The organism is Xanthomonas sp. WHRI 10204 (genome assembly GCF_040202875.1).
GTDB lineage: Bacteria > Pseudomonadota > Gammaproteobacteria > Xanthomonadales > Xanthomonadaceae > Xanthomonas.
Map to the genome: position 1 here is coordinate 1,898,674 of NZ_JBEGDW010000001.1, position 18,313 is coordinate 1,916,986.

The following is an 18,313-nucleotide window of genomic DNA, read 5'->3' on the forward strand; positions in this document are numbered from 1 at the left end:
CCAAGAAAAATCAAGCGGGCGGGGCAGGGCTCCGCCAAGGTAGGCCTGCCATTGGGCCCTCGTCAATGCTGCCCGTGCGGCAGCGCAGCGTGTAGGATCGGTGCATGGCCCAAGCATTGAGCAAACTCGAGATCATCCCCCGTCTGAGCCGGTTCGGTTGGCTGATGGGGTTGTACGCAGAAAACTTCCAGCATCTCACCCGGCTGTTCGCGCCGGCCGATCTGGCGCCTGGCTCGTATGTGTCGTCGATCGGCGATGGGCTGAACCTGCGGCTGGACGTGATCGAATGCCATCGCTACACCGTCGAACTGCGCCTGACCTACGACCTGTGCGACCCGGTGACCGGTGAGCCGGATCCGTCTGCGTATGTGCGTCTGTACCGCGATGCGCGTCAGGCCGAGACCACGCATTGTTATGTGGGCCGTCGCTGGCAGGACGTGATGGGGATGTTCCCGCCGCCGGCCGAGCTGATCAGTCACCGCATGCGCATGAACACCTTCCTGGGCAAGTGGCTGGAGTACCTGGCCGAACGCGGCCATGGGGTTGCCACCTTGCGGCTGGACACCGACTACGTTGCGCCGCCGCGGCCCAGCTCGCAGGTGGTTGTCGGTTAAGTGCAGTAGGCAGATGGCGCGTGCGCATCGTTAGCGAGCGCTACTGTTAGCCGGAAATGGCCAGTGACTGGCATGCGGGTGGACTTTGCCGATGCTTTGGCGCACGTTCACCGGAGTCGTTCAAGGCACGACCGCATAGCGCCCAATCACCGCTCGCCGCCACGCTAGACGCATGTCATCGGTCATACTGATGCGCTTCGTTGCAGATCGCGCGCCATGCCCTATACCCCGATTGTCGCCACGCTTGGCTATCTGTTGTCGCCCGACGGCACGCAGGTGCTGATGATCCACCGCAATGCCCGTCCCGGCGATCAACACCTGGGCAAGTACAACGGGCTCGGTGGCAAGGTGGAGCCGGACGAAGACGTGCTGGCCTGCATGCGCCGCGAGATTCGCGAAGAAGCCGGCGTCGCATGCGGCGACATGCAATTGCGCGGCACCATCAGCTGGCCCGGGTTCGGCAAGCAGGGTGAGGACTGGCTGGGCTTCGTGTTCCTGATCCGCAGCTTCGATGGCACACCGCACACCTCCAACCCCGAGGGCACGCTGGAATGGGTGCCTCTCGCGCAGATGGATCAGGTACCGATGTGGGAGGGCGACCGCAACTTCCTGCCGCTGGTGTTCGATGGCGACCCGCGCCCCTTCCATGGGGTGATGCCGTATCGCGACGGGCGCATGCAATCGTGGAGCTATTCACGGGTCTGAGCGGCTGGCGTGCGGGTCGCGCCGGCGCCGCGCTCCGTGCCGCTGGCATGCCACGTCGTACCTGCAGAGCTCACCCGTGCCGTCGGCCATCTTCGCACTCAGTCAAGCCGGGATCACCTGCACACTTTTCCACATCCCCTGTGGATGGACGCTGCGCAACTCTGTGGACAAGTGTGCAGGCCCCTTGCGGCGCAATGCGCTTGCGCCGGTTGGTCAAAATTTCGCCAGTGCGATTATTGGGCGGTCCAGCCACCATCGATGGCGATGGATTGCCCGGTGATGTTGCGTGCCGCATGCGACATCAGGAACGCCACCGTGCCGGCCAGCTCGTCGTACTCGATGAAGGCGCCCTTGGGCATCGGCTTGAGCATCACATCGCGGACCACCGCCTCTTCGGCAATGCCGCGCGTGCGCGCCTGGTCGGCGATCTGGCGCTCCACCAATGGCGTGCGCACATAGCTGGGGCACAGCGTGTTGACGGTGATGTCGCAGTCGGCAGTTTCCAGTGCGATCACCTTGGCCAGGCCGACCAGGCCATGTTTGGCGGCCACATACGCGCTCTTGTAGGGGCTGGCGACCAGCGAGTGGATGCTGCCGATATTGACGATGCGCCCGTAGCCTGCCGCGCGCATGCCCGGCAGCACTGCACGGCTGAGTCGCGCTGCGCCGGTCAGCATGACTTCGACCAGCAGCGCCCAGCGCTGCATCGGGAAATCTTCCAGCGCGGCGACCTGCTGCAGGCCGGCATTGTTCACCAGCACCTGCGGCGGCTGCGAGGCGCCGGCCAGCGCGTGCGCGATGCTGTCGTCGTCGGTGACATCCAGCACCAGTGCTTCGGCCGAGCCGCCAGCGTCGCGCACGCGCTGGGCCGTGTGCTCGGCGGCGGCCGCGTCCATGTCGCTGACCAGGAGATGGTGGCCGTCGCTTGCCAGATGGGTGGCGATGCCGGCGCCAATGCCGCTGCCCGCGCCGGTGATCAGGATGCTGCGCATCGGGTGTCCTTCACTGTAGTGCGCAGCCGGGAGCGGCCACGCTGATCGCCAGCCTAGCGGAGGACGGGCAAACGGTCGCCTGCATGGCGCGCGCGCGTTACCCTTTGCGCCTCGCTCTGATCAGGTTCCGCATGAAACGCCATTTTTCGATGCTGCGCGATTTCCAACTTGCGGACTGGTTCACGCTGGCCAATGCTTTCTGCGGCACCGGGGCAGTATTCGCAGCGATGCGGTTCCTGCAGGAAGGACACAGTGGGGACCTGTTGCTGGGTATGGCGCTGATCCCGTTGGCGTTCGTGTTCGATGCGCTGGACGGTCACGTCGCCCGTTGGCGCAAGGCGTCTTCCACCCTGGGCCGCGAGCTGGATTCGCTGGCCGACGTAATCTCGTTCGGCGTGGCGCCGGCGGCGTTGGGTTATGCCTGCGGCATGCGTGGCGGCTGGGACTGGCTGGTCCTGAGCTATTTCGTTTGCTGCGGCGTGAGCCGGCTGGCGCGGTACAACGTGACGGCCGAAGAGATCGCCGGCGAGGCCGACAAGGTGCCGTACTTCGAAGGCACCCCGATTCCGACCAGCCTGGTGCTGGTGATCCTGCTCGCGGTCGCCGCCAGCAGCGGGCATATCGGCGACACCCTGTGGTGGGGTCAGTTGCAGCTGGGGCCGTGGCAGTTCCACCCGCTGGTGCTGCTGTTTGCCGTCTCCGGCTCGCTGATGATCAGCAAGACGTTGCGGATCCCCAAGCCCTGAGCGGCACGCCTGGTCACACGCGGTAGGATGGCTCGGTGGATCGTCACAGGAGGGAATGATGGCAAGCAGCGGTTCGGACAACGGCAACGTCGAGGACAAGGCACGCCAGTATTGGGCGGCCTGGGGAGACGCCATGCGCCACGGCCAGTCTGGCTCCGCTGCGCAGCCACCGCCGGCGTCCGGCGGCGATGCCCCGCAGGACTGGAGAAAGGCAGTGGACTGGTGGTCGCAGCTGCTGCCGACCCAGGCCGCGCCGCAGGCGCAGGAAGCCATCGACCGCTTCCGCACCCAGGCTGGCGGCTGGTTCGGCACCATGCAGCAGGTGGCCGGTCAGTTCGCCGGACGCGACACTTCCGCCAACGAAGTCTCCGATGCCTGGCGCCGCGCCGTGCAGGGGCAGGGCGAGCAACTGATGCAGTGGACGCTGGGCTCGCTGCGCGGCGGCAGCCCCGGCGGCTTCGACCCGTGGCTGCAGCAGGCGGCGCAGGCGCTGGGCAAATGGCGCGAAGAAAACGCGCCGTGGTTGGACATGCCGGCCTTCGGCTTGAACCGCAATCATCAGGCGCGCCTGCAGAAACTGGCGCGCGCGCAACAGGATTATCAGGCGCAATCGCAGGCCTACGGCGAGCAACTCAAGGCAGCGATCGAGCAGGCCTTCACCCGTTTCACCACCAAACTGAGCGAGCACGAAAGCAGCGGTAGCCAGCTGACCAGCGCGCGCGCCTTGTTCGATCTGTGGATCGAGGCGGCCGAAGAGTCCTATGCCGATGTGGCGTTGTCGGATCGGTTTCGCGAGGTGTATGGCGGGTTCGCCAACGCGCACATGCGCTTGCGCGCGGCGTTGCAGGAGGAGGTCGAACAGCTCAGCGAACGTTTCGGGATGCCGACGCGTTCGGAGATGGATGCCGCGCATCGCCGTATCGCAGAACTGGAGCGCGCGGTGCGCCGGATGCTGCGCACCGCCGCCGGTACCAGCACCAAGGCGGCTGGCAAGCCGGCCGAAGACACCACCGCTGATCCGCAGACCTCGTCTCCGCCCAAACGTGCAGCGCCGCCCAACGCCGCCGCTGCGCGCAAGCCGGCCGCGGCAACCGGTGCGGTAAAAAAGACCGCGGCCAAAAAATCTGCGCCCAAGAAGACCGCACCTGCAACACCTGCGGTTAAAAAGACCGCCACAGCGAAAGCCGCATCGAAACCGTCGTCCGGCAAGACGTCCGGCAGCAAGCCGGTCGCACGCACCCCTCGTGGAGCCAAGGCATGAAAGGGCCGTTGGGATTCAGTGCCGAAGACCTGATGCAGGAAACCCTGTCGCTGCAACGCAAGCTGCGCGAAGGCCTGAAACTGTTGCCCGGTGTGGAAGACGTCGACTACGGCGTCACCGAACGCGAAGAAATCTGGCGCGACGGCAAGGTGGTGCTGTATCGCTTTGTCGGCGAGCAGGCGCCGGTGGCCAAGACGCCGCTGTTGATCGTGTATGCGTTGGTCAATCGTCCGTACATGGTGGACCTGCAGGCCGATCGATCGCTGGTCAAGGGCCTGCTGAGTCACGGCCAGGATGTCTACGTGCTGGACTGGGGCTACCCGGACCGCTCCGAGCGCTATCTCACGCTCGAAGACTATCTGCTGCGCTACATCGATGGCGCGGTGGATCACCTGCGTGCGCAATCGGGGCTGGACGCGGTGGACGTGCTCGGCATCTGCCAGGGCGGCACCTTTTCGTTGTGCTACGCCGCGCTGCAACGGCACAAGGTGCGCAACTTGATCACCATGGTCACGCCGGTGGATTTCCACACCCCCGACAACATGCTGTCCAACTGGGCGCGCATGGTCGATGTGGATCTGTTCGTGGACACCATGGGCAACGTGCCGGCGGATCTGATGAACGCCAGTTACCTGATGCTCAAGCCGTTCCGGCTTAATTTGCAGAAATACGTTGGCCTGCTCGACATTCTCGACGACAAGCAGGCGCTGGAAGACTTCTTGCGCATGGAAAAGTGGATCTTCGATTCGCCGGATCTGGCGGGCGAGGCGTTCCGCGAATTCGTGACCTTGTTCTACCAACGCAATGGGCTGGTCACCGGCCAGGTGAGCATCGGCGGGCAGGCGGTGGATCTGCAGGACGTCGATATGCCGGTGCTCAATATCTATGCCGAACACGATCATCTGGTGCCACCGGATGCCTCGCGCGCCTTACGTGGGCTGGTGGGCAGCAAGGATTACAGCGAGCTGAGTTTTCGCGGCGGACATATCGGGATCTACGTGTCCGGACGTGCCCAGCGCGAGGTGCCGGTGGCGATCCATCGCTGGCTGCAGGAGCGCGACCGCGTCGCCTGATGTGTCGCGTGCAAGTACGCAGACTGCGTGCGACCGCCTACCGCCGCCCATCACGGCCTGCTGTCGCCCGGCTTTTTAGAATGCTTGCTACGTTTGAAGGAGCGTTTTCATGGTCACCACTGCACTGTCCCGTTCTCTCAATGACCGCATGATCGCCGGTGTTGTCGGCGGGATTGCGCGCCGCTTCGGATGGAGCTCCACCTTGCTGCGCGTTCTGTTCGTGATCGTCTCGATCGCCTCGGCCGCGTTTCCCGGCATCCTGGTCTATCTGATCCTGTGGCTGCTGATCCCCGCGCAGGCCGATTGAGGCCGTTGCGGCGCGCGCCATCGGCTGTGTTGGCGCTTGGCGCGTTGTGGACGCTGCCCAACACCGCGCTTGGCCTGTTGATCGGCGCCATTGGCAGTTGTTTTGGCGCCCGCCCGCGCTGGTCCCGTCATGAGCTCGCGTTTGTCTTTCATGCCTGGCCCTGGGGGCCGGGCGGGGCGATGACCTTGGGTAATGTGATCCTGCTCAAGGGCGCATCGCTGGATCTGCAATGCAGCACCTATGCACACGCGGCCGGCCGTTGCGAGCATCCGCCGGTGCGTCTGGGCGATCACGAGCGCGCACATGTGTATCAATACATGTTGCTCGGGCCGCTGTTCCTGCCGGTGTATCTGATGTGCGGCGGCATCCATGTGCGCAACCCGCTGGAGCGGGCGGCCGATGCGTATGCGATGCATGGGCATGGCTGGTGGCCGTGGTGGCCATCGACCTGGAGCGGCTAACCACGTTCCTGCGCTCACTGCGGGGCTGACGCATCCGGTGCTCGGTGTACGCGTACACCCCGTTTGTGATGGCGCAGTCCACGCCGGCCTGAAGACTGTTCGCTATGCTTTGTCAGCCGCGCCTAGTGGCAGCAGCGCCTGCTCGGCGACTGCATCGCAAGAAGGCAATCGCCCTCAATCCAGTCGCGAGAACCCGAACAGGTCCGACAGCGGGTGCGGCTTACCTTCCAATTGCGCACGCAGCAGCCCGGCACCGATCGCGCTATAGGTGATGCCGTTGCCGCCGTAGGCCATTGCAAACAAGACGCGCGGGCCTTGCTCGGCATGCGCGCCGAAGAACGGCAGGCCGTCGGCGGTTTCGGCAAACGTGCCGCCCCACGAAAACACCGGGCGCAGATGTACGTCCGGCATGGTCTTGCCGATCTTCTTCAGCAGCGTCTTCAATTTGCTTTCCACGCGCGCATCGCGGCGCGCCGGGATATCCACGTTGTCGTCCTCACCACCGGCCACCACACGGCCATCGGGTGTGCTGCGTAGATACAAATACGGGCGTGCGGTCTCCCACATCATGGTGTGCTTGAGCGCACCGATCTCGCTGTCGTGCAGCGGGTCGGTCACGAACGCATAGCTGCTGCGGTTACGTGCCACACGCTGCGACAGCCACTGCTGGTTGCCATAGCCTGCGGCCATGATCACGTGCTTGGCGCGCACGACGACGCCTTCGCGAGTACGTAATTCCACGAGCTGATCGTGCGGGACAATGGTCGCGATCGTGGTGCGATCGAAGATGCGTCCGCCGTACTGCTCGCATTCGGCGAATAGGCGATAGCACAGCCGATACGGGTCGACGCTGGCGGCCAGGCGGCTGAGGATGGCGCCGTCGGAGCGCACGCCGTAGTCGTGCCAGAGCGGCTCGCGGTCGATCCATTCCACCGGTAGCTGATGGATCTGGCGTGCGTCGAGCTCGCGCCGCAGGTCTTTCAGATCGCGCGCACGGCTGGCGTAGTAGAGGCTGTCCTGGCGGGTGAAGTCGCAGCCACCCAGGCTGTCGCACAGGTCCTGCAGGTCGACGATGGCCTGCGCACAGGCGCCGTAAGCGAGCGCGGCTGCCGGCATGCCGTGTTGTTTGGCCAGGTCGATCATTGGCGTATCGATTTCGTATTGCAGCAGTGCAGTGCTGGCGGAGGTACTGCCCCAGCCGATCTCGCGTTGTTCGACCACCACCACCTCATGGCCATTGCGCAGCAATTCGTGCGCGATCAGCGCGGCAGTCACGCCGCCGCCCACGATGACGACCTCGGCCTGGGTGTCTTGCTCCAGGCGTGGATAGGCGCGCATCAATCCATTACGGATCGACCAGAACGGGTAGCCACTTTTGAGGTCCATGCGATGTCGTGAGAAAGCGGGTGGACCGAGATTGGACGACCAAGCAGGGTGAAGCACTCGTGAGGTGCGTCAGGTCTTGAGGCCGTCACCAAACCGCAAACAGCCGGCGTTAACGTGCGTGGAAAGCTCCTCACGACGCGCTCGTTATGCTCGCGCCTCCAACGCAACAACAGCAGCAAAAGGGTGTGGTATGTCGATTGTCCTGTACGTCGGTGGCAGCAAAGATGGCGACAAGGGCGTTGTGCCTTACGGGTTCAGCAAGTCGCGGGCAATGACCGACGCCGGCCCGGAGATCTATGTGGAACGCATGGTGCCGCTGAAGAACGTCGGCAAGATCCGTGTCATGGCCCTGGAATCCATGCACGAAAGCATTCTGGTCGAGCGCGCCGCCACCCATTACGCGCACCGCGCCAGCTGAGCGCGGCGGCATAGGTTTACGGCGGCGCTGTCAACGGGTTTCCGTCGCGCGCCCACACTGCGAAAATGCTTTTTTTTCAGTGAAGCGGTTTATTCCGCGCCGCCATGCACGATAGCCAGCTTGCCCAGCAGATCGCTCGCACCATCGCCGACGAGATCGGCGCCCAACCAGCCCAGGCGCGCGCCGCCATCGCGCTTCTCGACGAAGGCGCCAGCGTGCCGTTCATCGCCCGCTACCGAAAAGAGGTGACTGGCGGCCTGGACGATACCCAGCTGCGTAACCTGGAAACGCGCCTGACCTATCTTCGCGAGTTGGAAGACCGCCGCGCGGCGATCCTGTCCAGCATTGGCGAGCAGGGCAAACTCAGCGACGAACTGCGCAACGAGATCGCCGCTGCCGACACCAAGTCGCGGCTGGAAGATCTGTATCTGCCTTACAAGCCCAAGCGCCGCACGCGTGCGCAGATCGCGCGCGAAGCTGGGCTGGAGCCATTGGCCGATAGCTTGCTGGCCGACCCGACGCAGGCGCCGGAGGTGGCTGCCGCCGCCTTCATCGACGCCGAGAAGGGTGTTGCCGACATCAAGGCCGCGCTGGAAGGCGCCCGCGCCATCCTGATGGAGCGCTGGGGCGAAGATGCCGCGCTGGTGGGCGAATTGCGTAGCTGGCTCAACGATAACGGCGTGATCCGCGCACGCGTCGCCGAGGGCAAGGAAGAGGCCGGTGCCAAGTACCGCGATTACTTCGACCATGCCGAAGCGCTGGTGAAAATTCCGTCGCACCGGTTGCTGGCGCTGTTCCGCGCGCGCCGCGAAGAATTTCTGTATCTCGATCTCGACCCAGGCAGCGATGCCGAAGCCGGGCATCAGTACGCCGAAGGCCGCGTGGCGCGCAGTGCCGGTATTTCCAACCAGGGCCGCCCGGCCGACCGCTGGTTGCTGGACGCGTGCCGGCTGACCTGGCGCGCCAAGTTGCACATGCACCTGCTGCTGGACCTGTTCAACCAGGCCCGCGAGAAGGCCGAGGCCGAAGCGATTGCGGTGTTCGGCGACAATCTCAAAGACCTGATGCTGGCCGCGCCAGCCGGCCCGCGCGTGGTGCTGGGGCTGGACCCGGGCATCCGCACCGGTTGCAAGATCGCCGTGGTCGATGCCACCGGTAAGTTGGTGGCCACCGAGACGATCTACCCGCACGAACCCAAGCGGCAATGGGACCAGTCGCTGCAGACGATCAAAAAATTGTGCATGCAGCACAACGTGGAGTTGATCGCGATCGGCAACGGCACCGCCAGCCGCGAAACCGACAAGCTGGCCGGTGAGGCGATCGCGCTGTGCGGGGCGACCAAGTTGCAGAAGGTCGTGGTCAGCGAAGCGGGGGCGTCGGTGTACTCGGCGTCCGAGTTTGCCGCCAAGGAATTTCCGGAGCTGGATGTCTCGCTACGCGGCGCGGTGTCGATCGCACGGCGGTTGCAGGACCCGCTGGCCGAGTTGGTCAAGATCGAGCCCAAGGCAATCGGCGTGGGCCAGTACCAGCACGACGTGGATCAGTACCGCCTGGCCAAAGCACTGGAGGCGCGCGTGGAGGACTGCGTCAACGCAGTCGGCGTCTACGTCAACACCGCCTCGGCCGCGCTGCTGTCGCGCGTGTCGGGCCTGTCCGGCACGGTCGCGGAAAACATCGTGCGCCATCGCGACGACAATGGTCCGTTCAAGCGCCGCAAGGATCTGCTCAAGGTGCCGCGCCTGGGCGACAAGACCTTCGAACAATGCGCCGGTTTTTTGCGCATTGCCGATGGCGACGAGCCGCTGGATGTGTCGGCCGTGCACCCGGAAGCCTATCCGGTGGTCGAGCGCATCGTGGCCAACACCGGCAAGCCGATCAAGGCGTTGCTGGGCGATGGCAGTTTCCTGCGCGGCTTGAAGCCGGAGCTGTTCACCGATGCGCAGTTCGGTGTGCCCACCGTGCGCGACATCCTGAAAGAGATGGAAAAACCCGGCCGCGACCCGCGCCCGGAGTTCAAGGCTGCGCAATTTGCCGACGGCATCGAGGACATCAAGCACCTCAAGCCGGGCATGGTGCTGGAAGGCGTGGTCAGCAACGTGGCCGCGTTCGGCGCCTTCGTCGATATCGGCGTGCATCAGGATGGGTTGGTGCACATCTCCGCGTTGTCGGACACCTTCGTCAAGGATCCGCGCGATGTGGTCAAGGCCGGCGATATCGTCAAGGTCAAGGTGCTGGAAGTGGACGTGCCGCGTAAGCGCATCGCACTGACCTGCCGCCTGTCCGACACGCCGCCGGCGGCAGATGGCACTGCGCAGTCGCGCGATGCACGCGGCAATGGCGGGCCGGGGCAGGGCCGTCGCGACGGCGGCGGACGTGGGCCGGCACCCGGCAACAGCAAGCCGCGGACCGCTGCACCACCGGCCGATAACGCACTGGCCGCGGCGTTCGCGCGCGCCAAGCGCAGCTGAGTCATGCTGCCTGGCGCGGCGATTGTGTCTGATTGATTGGTAGCAACGTTGCAGATCAGTTGTAGAGCGACTGCTTTGCAACGTTACAGAGCACGGCTGTTGCCCGCCCACCATCGCGGGACACGCCGCAAGCACGTCCTTGTCGGCTCTTATGCGGCATCCATGCCGCATAAGGTCCCGCGATGGTCGGTGGGCAATGACCAGTCGAAATGGTCGGTGTGCATGTTTTCAACAACGCAGCCGACTCACAGGTTGGTGCGGTGTCCTCGTCGCTTGCAGGACCCTGTGGCGGCATGGATGCCGCCACAGGGTCCTGCATGGATGGATTCACCGCGTGTCCCGCAATCGGCGAGGGCACCGCGCCCTCGACGACCTGAGCTTTTGACTGCATCTCACAAGCGACGCGACGACTCCAATCCCGTTGTGCGGATGCAGTCTGGAATGCAGTCGGGCGGCAATTGAAGCGTGCCGGGGTGTCAGACGGTGCGCGCCTGCAAGAAATTCTGCATTCGCGATCGGGGCGTTGGGATTCTTCCTGCTCCTTGCCTGCATTGCTTTTATCAGCCGCTGTCGGGCGATCTCACGCCGCTCCCGGCACCGCGCGCATCGGCACCACCAAGCGTTCGATCAGATCGACCAGCCCGGGCGGCTCCACCGGCTTGCCCATATGCGCATCGAAGCCGGCCGCCACGGCACGATCGCGGTCCTCTTCGTGCACGTAGGCAGTGAGCGCGATTGCCGGGATATGCCGTGGCAGATCGACGCGACCGGTGCGCACGGTGCGGATCAGATCGTAGCCATCGCGCAGCGGCATCGCGATATCGCTGACCAGCACATCGAACGCCGCAGTAGCCAGATAGTGCTCGGCTGCATCCACCGAGCCGGCCGCCTGCACCTGCGCGCCGGCAAGCATCAGGAACTGCATCACCGCTTCGCGCGAATCCTGATCGTCGTCGACCAATAGCACACGCACGCCGTCCAGCCGCCCATTGCAATCGGCCGGAAGTCGCCCAGGTTGGCTCGAATCCTCCGATGACGGGCGCAGACCACTGACCCCGTGCTGGAACGGCAGCACGATGGTAAACACCGCACCCTGGCCTTCGCCGGCGCTGGAGGCCCCAAGGCTGCCGCCATGCAGATCCACCAGCTGACGCGAGATCGACAAGCCCAGCCCCAGCCCGCCAACACGCCGCGTGGTGCCGGCATCTGCCTGCCGAAACCGATCGAAGACGTGGGGCAGGAACTCCGGCGCGATGCCGATCCCGCTGTCCTGCACGCACAGCCGCAGACGTCCTTCCTCAACGTCCAATCCCACCCGTACGCTGCCGCCCGGCGCGCTGAACTTGAGCGCATTGCTGAGCAGGTTGGTGAGCACCTGCTGCAAGCGCCCGGCATCGCCGAAAAACCACAATTCGCTGCCGGCCGGCGCGTCCAGTTCCAGGGCGATCTCGCGCGCCAGCGCGGCCGGCTGCATCAGCTCCAGCGTGCTGCGCGCCAGCCCGGCAATGTCGAAATGTTCGGCCTGCAGACGAATCTTGCCGGACAGGATCGCGCTCATATCCAGCAGGTCGTCGATGATCTGCGTCTGCGCACGCGCACTGCGCTCGATGATGACCAGGCCTTTACCCAGATTCTCCGGCGCGAAGGTCTGCGCTTGCATCAGTCGCGACCAGCCCAGGATCGCATTGAGCGGCGTGCGCAATTCGTGGCTGAGCGTGGCCAAAAATTCGTCCTTGACCCGGCTGGCGTGTTCGGCCTGACCGCGCGCAGTGGTTTCCGCCTGCAGCGACAACGTGAGCTTGGCATCCACGCGCGTCCGCTCGATCACGATACCGGCCAGGTGGGATGCAGAGCGCGCCATCGCTTGTTCGCGCAGCGAGGGCAGATACGGGCGGTCGTAGTAGATGTTGAGCGTGCCCAGCACCTGGCCGTCGCTGGACAAGATCGGCGTCACGCAACACGCCGCGATTCCGAGCAGCGCCGAAACGGCATGATGAGGGCCGAAGCTTGGATCGGCCTGGAGATCGGCACAGATGACCTGCCGGCCAAGATGTGCGGCGCGCGAACAAGGCGGCCCATCCGGACCGATCGGCGCCGGCTCGAAGTTGCCGTGATACGCAAGCGGGAAGTGCGGCGCCGAGCCGAAGCTCAAGGTATGCCGCACCTCGTCCAGCACCATCACCGAGCAATACAGCCCAATCTCACCGCGCGCCTCCACGCTCAATGCGATCGCATCCAGCACCACCGGCAACGGCGCACCGGTGGTGATCAGGCTCAGGATTGCGCGGTCGGACGCGGTGGCATCTTCGATGTGCTTGCGTTCAGAGATATCGGTGAGCGAGCCGATATGCCCGAGAAAACGTCCATCGCTGGCGAAATGCGGCGAGGCGTTATCGATACACCAACGGTACTGGCCGTCGTGGCGACGCACCCGGTACTCGGCTAAAAATTCGCCGCGCCGTTCCAGCGCCTGTTCGAAGGCCAACCGCACGCGGCCGGCATCGTCCGGATGCATCACATCCCACCAGCCCTGATCCAGCGCCTGATCTTCGGCTTGTCCGGTGAAGTCGTACCAGCGTGGGTTCCAGTACACGCAATCGCCTTGCGCGTCGGACATCCAGATCATTGCAGGGACCGTCTCGCACAGCGCACGGAAACGGATTTCGCTCTCACGCAAGCGGTGCTCGAAGGTGCGGCGATCATGGATGTCGGTATATGTGCCGATCCACTCGCTGATGCAGCCGTCGTCGCCGCGGACGGGCAGGGCGCGTGCCAGATGCCAACGCGGCTGGCCGTCGTGGCGCAGCAATTCGCATTCTATCTCGTAAGCGCGCTCGTCCAGCAATGCATCCTGCCATGCCTGCACGGACAGCTGCAGACCATCGGCGGTATGGGCCCGATGCCACGCAGCGCCTTCGTTGTTGCCCGGATCCAGCCCGGTGTATTCGTACCAGCGTTGATTGAAGTAGTGCAGCTGGCCATCGGGACCGGCGATGAAGATGATCTGCGGCAAGGTGTCGGCAAGCCGGCGCAGACGTGCTTCGCTGGCGGCCAGTTGTTGCTGCGCCTTGGCCCGCTGCATCGACTCCCAGCAGCGCGCTGCCACCAGCCGCACCAGCTCGATCTCGGTCGATAACCAGCGCCGTGGTGCGCGTTGGTGCACGCCGATTGCCGCGACCAGCCGGCCATGTTTATGCAGCGGTATCGCCAACGACGCGCGCAGGCCGGAGTGGCGGTACTGCTCGGCCACATAGTCCGGCGCACCCGGTGCCATCGCATCGGTGGTGAACCAGGGCCGGTTGGCCAGCAGTGCATCGCGCAGGCCTTGGGCCACTTCCATCGGGAAGTCGCCTTGCAGGCTCGGCATGTCCTGCACATGGTCGCTGATCACATGCATGATGCTGCCATCTTCGGCCGCCAGTCCGAACGCACAGCGATTGGCCTGCAGGTGTTCGCCGAGCAAGCGCACGCTGGTGTCGATGACGTGTCTCGGGTCGGAGACATGCTGCAAGGCGTCTTCGAGCATCAGCAGAAAACTGTCGCGAGTCTCGATGCGTCGCTGCGCAGTCACATCGAACCCGTGCACCAGAATCGCATCGACGCGACCATCGCTGTCGCGCATCGGCTGGTACAGAAAGTCGACGAAGGTTTCGTCCAGCGTGCTGCCGGGTGTGCGCTGCAGATAGGCGGTCATCGATTCGCCGATGAACGGCTGGCCGCTACGACGGACTTCGTCGAGCAGGCCGAGATAGCCTTGATCGGCGATCTCCGGCATCGCCTCCAGCAAGGGACGGCCCAGCAGGGGACGCTCGCCGACAAGATCGTGGAAGCGTTGGTTGACGCTCTCGATGATGTAGTCGGGCCCACGCAGCACGGCCATGAAGGCCGGCGACTGGTCGAGCGCGGGCGGCGCCGCAAGCGACATGGCGTCGCTACGCTGTTCGCGCGCACCACGTGCGTGCACAGTAGCTACATACAACGCGCCCACCTGCCTGCCGGCGTCCAGGATCGGACTGCACGACCAGGTCGACAGATCCATTGCAGTAAGCGCATCGCCCGGCAGACCGCCAGCCAGGTCGGCGCGCGTCAGCTCGGCAACCGGCTGGCCGAACGCAGCAGGGTGTCTTTCGCCCAATGACGCGATGCAGGCGTCGTTGTAGATGCAGCATGCGTGCTCGCCCCAGACCAATAGCATCGGGTGTTGTGCGTGCAGGCACACCGACAGCGCGGTACGCAGCGCCTGACTGGCGCAGAGCAGCGGGTCGGCGACGCATGTGGACGCCAGTACCAATGCTGCAGTTTCGCTCGTCTCCGGCAACAGGCCGGCAAACGGCGACACGGCACTTTCCATCCAGCAACCACCTGCAGATCTTGGATGCTTGATTCTAGTGACAAGCGCTCAGGTGGCAACCAAACCGCCGACAACCGGTCAGGTGGCGAGCCATGGCATCAGCTGCTGGCACCGCTCATCTGCCGGGCACGCGACAAGGCGCCGACCAATTCTTCGGAGAGATAAGGCTTGGTCAGAATGACGCCGCGTTCGAAGCCGGTGGGAATGCTGCCGCTGGCAACGCCGGTGGCCAGCACAAAGGGAATGCCGCGCTGCGAGAGCAGACGGGCAACCGGCTCGCTGGTCTGACCATTGCCCAGGCGATAGTCCAGCACGGCGATATCCGGCGCATCGGCCTGGATCAACTGCAGGGCATCCTGCACCTCGCCGACAGGGCCGACCACAGCCGCACCCGCGTGGACGAGCTGCAACTCGAGCAGCATGGCATTCATGTCATCGTTTTCGACCACGAGTACCCGAACTCCACGCAGCACCGACATTGCTTACTCCTTCACTTAAGTCGGCCAGTATATCGAGGCTGGTCGACCACGGTGTTGCCGACGCCGCTTGCAGCTGAATTCGTCAGGAGCATCCTGACACTGTTCGTTTCATTCGCAAGCCGCTATACTGCGCGGCCACGCCGAAGTGGCGGAATCGGTAGACGCAGCGGACTCAAAATCCGCCGCCCTTAAAAGCGTGTGGGTTCGAGTCCCACCTTCGGCACCAAGATGTTGCGGTAACAGCGAAAGCCCTTCCGGCGCAATCCGGAGGGCTTTTTGCTATGTGTTGTTGTGCTGCGGCAGTGCTACGGATTGGCGCCAGCGCGACGTCCGATGCGCGTGATCGCGGGGCGTTTGCGCGCAGCAGGCGTCGTGCGCTTGTTCGCAGGTCATCGCGCTGCATGTCGTCGGTTTCGCGCATCGTGCGATCGCCTTGGCCATGCTTGGCTAAAGATGCGTTTGTTCCCTACGCAACTGCGGTCTCGGTTGGCGTTGCAGGCACGCAACCATCACGCCCGGTCGGTACCGTGGAGATCTCCTTCAAACAGGTAGCCACCATGGATTTTGATGCTTCGCAGCAGTTGCGCATTCTTCGCGACATCCGCGACACCAAGCCGGTGTCCGACGAGGAAGCAAATTGGGCGGTGCGTGCAGGGTATGCCGCGCAAGCCGAAGACGGCGACATCGATCTGACCCACGAGGGTCGCAAGGCGCTGGACGAAGGACAGGTCTGATCTTGTGATGCAGGTGTTGTGTGGCGATGCGTGTGTGTCTGTGACAGCTCGATCGACATCGCACCCTCATGGCCGGGCGCGCCACACGCGGGTTGCATTTGCGTGGTAATCCAACGCTTGCAGAGAGCGAATACTTCGCTTCAACCGGGCGGTATTCGGCATCACTGCTGAGTACTGCAAACATGCATAAAGAAAAGCCCCGGCAGAGCCGGGGCTTTTGGATGATTGGCGTCCCCACGGGGATTCGAACCCCGGTGTCCACCGTGAAAGGGTGGTGTCCTAGGCCTCTAGACGATGGGGACGCGTATCAAAACCTCGTTGTCCATTCCAGACGGCCTAATGTCTGAAGTGGTGGAGCCAGGCGGGATCGAACCGCCGACCTCCTGCATGCCATGCAGGCGCTCTCCCAGCTGAGCTATGGCCCCGCGTTGCTGCGAGCCGGCAATCATAGCGACTGAAGACGGCTTTGGGAAGCGGTCTGTGCAAAAAAGATCTCCGGTGCTTCGGCGCGTCGATCTGGATTGCGTGATCAGCACGAAGGTGTGCATGCAGCCAATCAATACGTCTCGTCTTGCGAGTGACCTTGCGATCAATCCGATGGACTGGATGGTTCGTCGTCGTTGCGGAATAGGCAATTGTTGCGGACGTCGTCTCGCATTAGCGCATGGACCGCAGCATCGACGCGCTGCCTTCAATCATCAGCATCGTGATGAGAGACAGCATCCAGCGCCAGCATTCGCATCCGACGGCGCAGTCGACGCTAGCGACCAATGCTCCACGTCCATGGTGTGCGCGGCGTTCGTTGCGCGACCGCACGTGACACTCGATGCCGCACTTGGGTCGCCGCTGACCATGCGGACGCGTGATCGACGCGACTGCTTGTGCATGACGTCTGCGCCACGCTCGCGCAGGCCGGTTCCAGTGAGCCCTCGCTCGGCACGTCGCCGTACATTCGAGGCGTGCGCAACGCAACGACGCTCGAATTTTTTGACACATCCAGGGTGGCAGCGAGGCTGCTACCGATACACGGCGCAAGCGCTCATCACTGCAAAAAACAGGCAAAAAAAAGCCCCGGCAGAGCCAGGGCTTTTGGATGATTGGCGTCCCCACGGGGATTCGAACCCCGGTGTCCACCGTGAAAGGGTGGTGTCCTAGGCCTCTAGACGATGGGGACGCAGATCAAAACCTGAGTTGTCATTTCAGACGGCCTAATGTCTGAGATGGTGGAGCCAGGCGGGATCGAACCGCCGACCTCCTGCATGCCATGCAGGCGCTCTCCCAGCTGAGCTATGGCCCCACGAAACTGAGAACGAAATGATAGCGACCCGTTAATGTTCGCGCAAGCGCTTTTTCATTCCGATTGAGACAGCGCGTGCGCTCGGCAGCGCTGCCTGAAACTCACTTGACGCCGTGCAGATCGCGCAGCTGCGTCGGCCGGGCGCCGAAATATGCGGCGAGGTCGGCGATGTCCTGATCGCTCAATGCAGTGGCTTGCGCGGTCATCAGCGGGTGCTGGCGGTCGCCACTGCGATAGGCCTGCAGCGCGTGCGCAAGATAGTCGCCGTACTGGCCGCCGAGCTTGGGATAGCTGGGGTCGATCGGCGCATTGCCATCGGCACCGTGGCAATCCACGCAGCTCTGGCCGGTGGCCTTGCCTTTGGTATGCGCAAGTTTGTCGCCAGCCTCGGCGCGACCGGTGGGCAAGCCGGCAGAGGAGCCAGAGCCGTGCTCGCCGCTGGCATGGCCGGCATCGCCGGCGGAGTGATCGGTGGATTCGACCTGGGATTGAGAGCAGGCCGCCATCATCAGGGCAGCGACCAGGACGATGGCTAGACGCGGAGCGTGCAGGGCGTTCGGCATGTGGGCGCTTATTTGAGGGTGGACAGGAAGGCGGAGATGTCGGCGATGTCCTGCTCGGAGAAACTCTGCGCCTGCGCCTGCATGGTCGGGTGTTTGCGCTTGCCCTGGCGGTATTCGGTCAGCGCCTGGGTCAGATACTGACTGGACTGGCCGCCGATCTTGGGCACGCGGTAACTGGGATAGGCGTTCTTGTAGCCGGTCAAGCCGTGGCAGCCCTGGCAGGTATACGCCAGCAGGCGGCCATTGGAGGGATTGCCGGTCGGCGCTGCGGGCGCTGCGGGCGCGGCGGCAGCAGGTGCGGCGGCGGCAGGCGCCGGCGTGGCCGGTACTGCTGGCGTGACTGACGGTGTCGCTGATGCGCCCCCAAACGGCAGGAAGACGACCAGAGCGAGACAAGCGGCGAGCGGCTGCGGGCGCATGGTTTCGTATCCGGAAGACTGATTGAGCGTCCGCACGGT

17 protein-coding genes, 5 tRNA genes and 1 pseudogene are annotated in these 18,313 nt (G+C 64.2%); 12 read left to right on the forward strand and 11 right to left on the reverse strand.

Features of this window, described 5'->3' with window-relative positions:
* Nucleotides 1–104 precede the first annotated feature (104 nt).
* Both ABQZ00_RS08300 and ABQZ00_RS08305 read left to right on the forward strand, forming a co-directional pair.
* On the forward strand, nt 105–614 hold the full coding sequence (locus ABQZ00_RS08300; RefSeq protein ID WP_115513103.1) for a DUF1249 domain-containing protein: 510 nt from the start codon (nt 105–107) through the stop codon (nt 612–614).
* Between the two features lie 216 nt (nt 615–830).
* A complete protein-coding gene (locus tag ABQZ00_RS08305; protein ID WP_115513102.1) occupies nt 831–1,319 on the forward strand; it encodes an NUDIX hydrolase in 489 nt (162 codons plus the stop codon).
* 233 nt (nt 1,320–1,552) lie between these two features.
* On the opposite strand, the gene ABQZ00_RS08310 is transcribed toward ABQZ00_RS08305, so the two are convergent.
* A complete protein-coding gene (locus tag ABQZ00_RS08310) occupies nt 1,553–2,311 on the reverse strand; it encodes a 3-hydroxybutyrate dehydrogenase (RefSeq protein WP_323537128.1) in 759 nt (252 codons plus the stop codon).
* Between the two features lie 83 nt (nt 2,312–2,394).
* Between ABQZ00_RS08310 and ABQZ00_RS08315 the strand changes: the two genes are divergently transcribed.
* The 5 genes from ABQZ00_RS08315 (at nt 2,395) to ABQZ00_RS08335 (ending at nt 6,159) form a co-directional block, all read left to right on the forward strand.
* Nucleotides 2,395–3,057: a CDP-alcohol phosphatidyltransferase family protein gene (locus ABQZ00_RS08315; RefSeq protein ID WP_323537127.1), complete on the forward strand. Its 663-nt coding sequence runs from the start codon at nt 2,395–2,397 to the stop codon at nt 3,055–3,057.
* Nucleotides 3,058–3,112: 55 nt separating this feature from the next.
* The gene (gene phaE, locus ABQZ00_RS08320; RefSeq protein WP_323537126.1) at nt 3,113–4,318 is read left to right on the forward strand and encodes a class III poly(R)-hydroxyalkanoic acid synthase subunit PhaE; all 1,206 of its coding nucleotides are present in this window, start codon (nt 3,113–3,115) and stop codon (nt 4,316–4,318) included.
* A complete protein-coding gene (locus ABQZ00_RS08325) occupies nt 4,315–5,391 on the forward strand; it encodes a class III poly(R)-hydroxyalkanoic acid synthase subunit PhaC (RefSeq protein WP_323537125.1) in 1,077 nt (358 codons plus the stop codon). The genes phaE and ABQZ00_RS08325 overlap by 4 nt, the downstream gene beginning before the upstream one ends.
* Nucleotides 5,392–5,500: 109 nt before the next feature.
* Nucleotides 5,501–5,698 carry a PspC domain-containing protein gene (locus tag ABQZ00_RS08330; RefSeq protein WP_323537124.1) on the forward strand — a complete coding sequence of 66 codons (198 nt, stop codon included), beginning with the start codon at nt 5,501–5,503 and terminating at the stop codon, nt 5,696–5,698.
* 5 nt (nt 5,699–5,703) lie between these two features.
* Entirely contained in the window at nt 5,704–6,159 is a 456-nt protein-coding gene (locus tag ABQZ00_RS08335) for a hypothetical protein (RefSeq protein WP_193552594.1), read from the forward strand.
* A gap of 174 nt (nt 6,160–6,333) precedes the next feature.
* Here ABQZ00_RS08335 and ABQZ00_RS08340 read toward each other — a convergent pair whose 3' ends face one another.
* On the reverse strand, nt 6,334–7,545 hold the full coding sequence (locus tag ABQZ00_RS08340; RefSeq protein ID WP_323537123.1) for an NAD(P)/FAD-dependent oxidoreductase: 1,212 nt from the start codon (nt 7,543–7,545) through the stop codon (nt 6,334–6,336).
* Between the two features lie 190 nt (nt 7,546–7,735).
* Here ABQZ00_RS08340 and ABQZ00_RS08345 point away from each other — a divergent pair, with 190 nt between their 5' ends.
* The gene (locus ABQZ00_RS08345; protein WP_055854106.1) at nt 7,736–7,963 is read left to right on the forward strand and encodes a hypothetical protein; all 228 of its coding nucleotides are present in this window, start codon (nt 7,736–7,738) and stop codon (nt 7,961–7,963) included.
* A gap of 104 nt (nt 7,964–8,067) precedes the next feature.
* On the forward strand, nt 8,068–10,431 hold the full coding sequence (locus tag ABQZ00_RS08350; protein ID WP_323537122.1) for a Tex family protein: 2,364 nt from the start codon (nt 8,068–8,070) through the stop codon (nt 10,429–10,431).
* Nucleotides 10,432–11,011: 580 nt separating this feature from the next.
* Here ABQZ00_RS08350 and ABQZ00_RS08355 read toward each other — a convergent pair.
* The 3 genes and pseudogenes from ABQZ00_RS08355 to ABQZ00_RS08360 all read right to left on the reverse strand — a co-directional run bounded on the left by ABQZ00_RS08355 (nt 11,012) and on the right by ABQZ00_RS08360 (nt 15,261).
* The gene (locus tag ABQZ00_RS08355) at nt 11,012–14,356 is read right to left on the reverse strand and encodes a PAS domain S-box protein (RefSeq protein WP_503064270.1); all 3,345 of its coding nucleotides are present in this window, start codon (nt 14,354–14,356) and stop codon (nt 11,012–11,014) included.
* Nucleotides 14,357–14,782 (reverse strand): annotated as a pseudogene (locus tag ABQZ00_RS23825) (histidine kinase); the annotation flags it as partial.
* 98 nt (nt 14,783–14,880) lie between these two features.
* Nucleotides 14,881–15,261, reverse strand: coding sequence for a response regulator (locus tag ABQZ00_RS08360; RefSeq protein ID WP_161963056.1), 381 nt, complete (start codon nt 15,259–15,261; stop codon nt 14,881–14,883).
* A 139-nt stretch (nt 15,262–15,400) separates the two neighbouring features.
* Here ABQZ00_RS08360 and ABQZ00_RS08365 point away from each other — a divergent pair.
* Both ABQZ00_RS08365 and ABQZ00_RS08370 read left to right on the forward strand, forming a co-directional pair.
* Nucleotides 15,401–15,487 (forward strand) — tRNA-Leu (locus tag ABQZ00_RS08365).
* Between the two features lie 331 nt (nt 15,488–15,818).
* Nucleotides 15,819–15,995, forward strand: coding sequence for a hypothetical protein (locus tag ABQZ00_RS08370; protein ID WP_323537120.1), 177 nt, complete (start codon nt 15,819–15,821; stop codon nt 15,993–15,995).
* A 226-nt stretch (nt 15,996–16,221) separates the two neighbouring features.
* Here the strand turns inward: ABQZ00_RS08370 and ABQZ00_RS08375 are convergent.
* Together ABQZ00_RS08375 and ABQZ00_RS08380 are read right to left on the reverse strand one after the other, a co-directional pair.
* Nucleotides 16,222–16,297, reverse strand: a tRNA-Glu gene (locus ABQZ00_RS08375).
* Nucleotides 16,298–16,344: 47 nt separating this feature from the next.
* Nucleotides 16,345–16,420 (reverse strand) — tRNA-Ala (locus tag ABQZ00_RS08380).
* 239 nt (nt 16,421–16,659) lie between these two features.
* Between ABQZ00_RS08380 and ABQZ00_RS08385 the strand changes: the two genes are divergently transcribed.
* Nucleotides 16,660–16,815: a hypothetical protein gene (locus tag ABQZ00_RS08385; protein ID WP_323537119.1), complete on the forward strand. Its 156-nt coding sequence runs from the start codon at nt 16,660–16,662 to the stop codon at nt 16,813–16,815.
* A 278-nt stretch (nt 16,816–17,093) separates the two neighbouring features.
* Here ABQZ00_RS08385 and ABQZ00_RS08390 read toward each other — a convergent pair.
* From ABQZ00_RS08390 to ABQZ00_RS08405, 4 genes are all read right to left on the reverse strand, one after another.
* A tRNA-Glu gene (locus ABQZ00_RS08390) sits at nt 17,094–17,169 on the reverse strand.
* 47 nt (nt 17,170–17,216) lie between these two features.
* Nucleotides 17,217–17,292 (reverse strand) — tRNA-Ala (locus ABQZ00_RS08395).
* Nucleotides 17,293–17,393: 101 nt separating this feature from the next.
* Nucleotides 17,394–17,855 carry a c-type cytochrome gene (locus ABQZ00_RS08400; protein ID WP_055854122.1) on the reverse strand — a complete coding sequence of 154 codons (462 nt, stop codon included), beginning with the start codon at nt 17,853–17,855 and terminating at the stop codon, nt 17,394–17,396.
* An 8-nt stretch (nt 17,856–17,863) separates the two neighbouring features.
* On the reverse strand, nt 17,864–18,274 hold the full coding sequence (locus ABQZ00_RS08405; RefSeq protein WP_323537118.1) for a c-type cytochrome: 411 nt from the start codon (nt 18,272–18,274) through the stop codon (nt 17,864–17,866).
* Nucleotides 18,275–18,313 lie beyond the last annotated feature (39 nt).